A 4446-nucleotide genomic window follows, 5' to 3' on the forward strand; every position below is an offset into this window, starting at 1 on the left:
CGATTGTCCCTCTAAGACACGGATAAATCGGTGGTATCACCACATCAACCAAGCAATTACTTGCTGAATTTTTAACAGAAAGAAAATCAGGAGGAAAATAAAGAAGTGGTGCTGATAGGCAGATTCGAACTGCCGACCTCACCCTTACCAAGGGTGCGCTCTACCAACTGAGCTATATCAGCACATCTAAATTGGAGCGGGCAGTGGGAATCGAACCCACATCATCAGCTTGGAAGGCTGAGGTAATAGCCATTATACGATGCCCGCATCCTGGAACTCGGCTACCTGATTTCTCTGTAGAACATTAAAGCAAGGCACAATTTTATTGATACCTTGCTTTTTCGATTCGGCTTTAGTGTTGCAACCGCATCGATTGCATCCTGTTGCCAGGATTGAATTTGGTGGTGGGGGAAGGATTACTCGTCGCTTCGCTCCTCACCCTTCGGGCCGCGCTACGCACGTTGTCTCGCGTTGCTCGACTCGAACCTTCTCGAAGGTTCTCACCTTCCCCAACGTGACTTATGTTACTTATCACATTGGTTCAGTCGCTTTTACGACTTGAATTTGGTGGTGGGGGAAGGATTCGAACCTTCGAAGTCTGTGACGGCAGATTTACAGTCTGCTCCCTTTGGCCGCTCGGGAACCCCACCTAATTGTGTGTACTTGATGGTGCCGGCTGCCGGAATCGAACTGGCGACCTACTGATTACAAGTCAGTTGCTCTACCTACTGAGCTAAGCCGGCATCAAGTGCTGCGCATTCTAGGCAGAGGGGCCAGTCTATGCAACAAAAAAATCGCTCAAAATGCGCTATCGATTAGATTTTGCACAAATTCGGATGCCGTTTCACATTACTGCCAAGCATTCGTGCAAATAAGCGTCATATAAAGCGATTGCTGATTAATGCTGTAACGAAAAGCATCTGTCAGTTACCTGTCTCAGTTGGCATTAAGGAAATGATGACGACGCAACTGCAAGGCACTTTTGCTTTGCATCGTGTAAAACGCATACTCACCAGCGGTTATCTATCCCGATGTACGTATCACAGGTGTCAACGTTGATACAGATTTTTGCTTCTTTTTCTGCCCCTCATGGTGGTAACCTGCCCACTGGACGATAAATTCTTATTCAGGAAAGGATGCTGCGGCTGTTACCTGTCCAGCCCCCTGGGTCTCAGTTCTATATACTGAAATCTGGTTGTTTTCCTTCCTACCGGTAGCGTTAAACAGAAGCACATTTATGACTAATAAAGCGCAATCTTTCGTCACGCCTTATCTTCAGTTTAATCGCCAGCAATGGGCAAACTTACGTGACTCAGTACCATTGACCCTGGCTGAAGATGAAATTATTAAGCTCAAAGGCATTAACGAAGATCTGTCTTTGGATGAAGTTGCGGAAATTTATCTGCCCTTATCCCGTTTACTGAATTTCTACATCAGCTCCAACTTACGGCGCCAAGCCGTACTGGAGCAATTTCTGGGAACCAATGCGCAGAAAATTCCTTATATCATTGGTATTGCTGGCAGTGTTGCCGTAGGGAAAAGTACAACTGCGCGTGTATTACAAGCATTACTTAGCCGTTGGCCAGAACATCGCAAGGTTGAACTGATTACCACTGATGGTTTCCTGCATCCCAACAAAATATTGCAACAAAGAAATTTGATGAAGAAAAAAGGATTTCCTCAGTCCTATGACATGCATAGTCTGGTGAAATTCGTTTCTGAGATAAAATCTGGCATCCCCAGAGTCATAGCACCTACCTATTCGCATTTAATCTACGACATTGTTCCTGACTGCAACAAGGTTATAGAGCAACCAGACATTCTGATTCTTGAAGGGCTAAACGTACTACAAAGCGGAATGGATTATCCTCACGATCCTCACCGCGTTTTTGTATCTGACTTTGTGGATTTTTCCATTTATGTAGATGCGCCTGAAGACCTACTAAAGACTTGGTATATCAATCGGTTCCTGAAATTCCGACAGGGTGCATTTACCAATCCAAACTCTTACTTCCATAATTATGCGAAACTGACAGAAGCGGAAGCAGTTAATATCGCTACACAATTGTGGACAGAGATTAATGGACTAAACCTTAAACAAAATATATTACCAACTCGTGAGCGGGCGAGTCTTATTATGACAAAAATAGCAAACCATGCAGTCGAGTGCGTACGCCTAAGAAAGTAAAACAGAGGGGATAATAATCCCCTATATTATCTAACATCCACGCAAAGAAATCTCGCCACCAATATAAGACTGAATCTCACCATCCTGCTCAAGCAACAATGCTCCCTGGCTATCAATACCTTTATCAATACCAATTATTTCCCGATTACCGACAATCAACTTTACTGTACGGTTATAAAAATTATCCAGACTTTTCCAGCGAGAAATAAAAGATGACAGGCCTTGCTGTTCATAAACGACCAAAGCAGTACGCAACTCAGTAATAATTTTTACAGCAAGCATATTGCGATTAATATCAATACCAGCCTCCTGCAAATTAATCCATCCTTGATTGATCACATTAGAACCTGATGAATTCATACGCAAATTAATACCAGCACCGATAACCAAATGCGCAGCATCTCCCGTGCGGCCATTCAATTCAACAAGAATGCCAGCCAGCTTCCTGTCATGCAGATACAGGTCGTTTGGCCATTTTACTCGTACCCCTTCAGCCCCCAGCTGATGCAAGACTTCCGCCATAATGATGCCAATAACCAGACTAACACCAACAGCGGCAGCAGGCCCTTGCTCAAGACGCCAATACAGCGATAAATAAAGATTACTGCCAAAGGGAGAAAACCATTGTCGCCCACGCCGCCCCCGACCTGCCTGTTGATATTCAGCAATACAGGCATCTCCCGAATATATCGAATCGAGACGGTCCAGCAGATATTGGTTGGTAGAATCAATAACGGGTAAGACAGCTATATTACCGCCTGGTATTTTGGAACGAATTTCATCCGCATTGAGCAATTCAATTGGAGCTGAAAGCGCATACCCCTTCCCGGTTACCGTAAAGACATCCAGCCCCCATTCTTTAATGGTTTGGATATGTTTATTAATGGCAGCACGGCTCATTCCCATTAACTCACCGAGATATTCCCCTGAGTAGAATTCGCCATCAGCTAGAATAGAGACTAGCCTGAGCGGGACAGTATAATCTTTCATGATAAAATCTCCACCGCATTCACTTCTCCTTGGGCAGCAATAAAACGCACTTCCGGCTCAAGCCAAACATTGAATTTTGTTGCGACCTGGTTTCTGACATAACGAGCAAGTTCAACCAAATCATGGCCCGTCGCTTCGCCTTTATTGACAAGAACAAGAGCCTGCTTATCATGTACAGCAGCCTGGCCAATCTGGTGTCCTTTTAAACCACATTGATCAATAAGCCAACCCGCCGCCAATTTTACGTCACCAGTCGGCTGTGGATAATAAGGTGCATTCGGATAATTGGCTAAAATACGATCAGCTATAACTGCAGGAATAACCGGATTCTTGAAAAAACTTCCGGCATTACCCATAATTGCAGGATCAGGTAATTTGCTACGCCTCATCTGACAGACAGCCTCAAATATTTGCCTTGCCGTTGTTGTCGAAGGTTCAAGCCTGGTAAGCTCACCATATGCCAAAATGGGTTTCCAATCTTTGGATAAACGTAAGCCTACAGCGATAATAGCAAATCCATTCTGATACTCATGTTTGAAAATACTGTCTCGATAACTAAATCGGCATTCTTCAGCACTCAGCCGTGTTGCTTCACCCGTTTCCAGATTCAGCATATCGACATAGGCACATACGCTCTTCAACTCCATGCCATAAGCACCGATATTCTGGATTGGCGCAGACCCAACACACCCCGGAATTAACGCCAGATTCTCAAGACCAGCGATATGACAATCTAGCGTATACTCAACTAAGTGATGCCAGTTTTCTCCAGCCCCCACATGAAGCATCCACTCAGATTCAGTCTCTTTGACCTCAATCCCTTTTAGCTGATTAATGAGCACCACACCGTGAAAATCCTCAAGAAAGAGTACATTACTTCCTCCTCCCAATATCAAAACGGGTAATCCGTTCTGATAAGCACGTTGCCATGCAGATAACAACTCAGTTGTACTTGCGATAGTAATAATATCTGTCGCTGAAGCTAGTAAAGAGAAAGAATTAAATGCTTTTAAAGATGTGGTGGGACTTATCATGGTGGTCAATACCCAGTAAACAGTTGAGTATAGTCTAACTTATCCTGAGTAATTATTGAGGGATGTTTTGCCAGGAAACAAAAGCATTACCAGAGTTGTTGGTCATATGCAAATTAGCAAGAGAACGGAAGGAGAGAGACAGGGAGTGTTAGAAATTCTGTGTCATTCCAGTAATATACAATCAAAAAGGAATGACATATGTCCCAGCCCTTCGATTTCGATAAAGCGCTTAAA

Annotated in this window: 3 protein-coding genes, 4 tRNA genes and 1 other RNA gene; 1 reads left to right on the forward strand and 7 read right to left on the reverse strand. The window is 44.0% G+C overall.

The annotated features are described in order from the left end of the window. Nucleotides 1-106 precede the first annotated feature (106 nt). From Dpoa2040_RS08475 to Dpoa2040_RS08495, 5 genes are all read right to left on the reverse strand, one after another. Nucleotides 107-182: transfer RNA gene (locus Dpoa2040_RS08475), tRNA-Thr, on the reverse strand. Nucleotides 183-192: 10 nt separating this feature from the next. Beyond that, nucleotides 193-267, reverse strand: a tRNA-Gly gene (locus Dpoa2040_RS08480). A gap of 132 nt (nt 268-399) precedes the next feature. Next, nucleotides 400-524, reverse strand: a non-coding RNA gene (locus Dpoa2040_RS08485) — RtT sRNA. Between the two features lie 41 nt (nt 525-565). Next, nucleotides 566-650 (reverse strand) — tRNA-Tyr (locus tag Dpoa2040_RS08490). 17 nt (nt 651-667) lie between these two features. Next, nucleotides 668-743: transfer RNA gene (locus Dpoa2040_RS08495), tRNA-Thr, on the reverse strand. Nucleotides 744-1237: 494 nt separating this feature from the next. On the opposite strand from Dpoa2040_RS08495, the gene coaA reads away from it, so the two are divergent. Then, nucleotides 1238-2188 (forward strand): type I pantothenate kinase, encoded by a 951-nt coding sequence (gene coaA / locus Dpoa2040_RS08500; protein ID WP_042867817.1) that lies wholly within the window; start codon nt 1238-1240, stop codon nt 2186-2188. A 30-nt stretch (nt 2189-2218) separates the two neighbouring features. Here coaA and birA read toward each other — a convergent pair whose 3' ends face one another. Both birA and murB read right to left on the reverse strand, forming a co-directional pair. Continuing rightward, nucleotides 2219-3178 (reverse strand): bifunctional biotin--[acetyl-CoA-carboxylase] ligase/biotin operon repressor BirA, encoded by a 960-nt coding sequence (gene birA / locus Dpoa2040_RS08505; RefSeq protein WP_168640979.1) that lies wholly within the window; start codon nt 3176-3178, stop codon nt 2219-2221. After that, complete coding sequence (murB, locus tag Dpoa2040_RS08510) at nt 3175-4212, reverse strand: UDP-N-acetylmuramate dehydrogenase (protein ID WP_168640980.1); 1038 nt, start codon at nt 4210-4212, stop codon at nt 3175-3177. Before murB ends, birA begins: the two co-directional genes overlap by 4 nt. Between the last annotated feature and the right edge of the window lie 234 nt (nt 4213-4446).

Source organism: Dickeya sp. CFBP 2040 (assembly GCF_012273755.1).
Taxonomy (GTDB): Bacteria; Pseudomonadota; Gammaproteobacteria; order Enterobacterales; family Enterobacteriaceae; genus Dickeya; species Dickeya poaceiphila.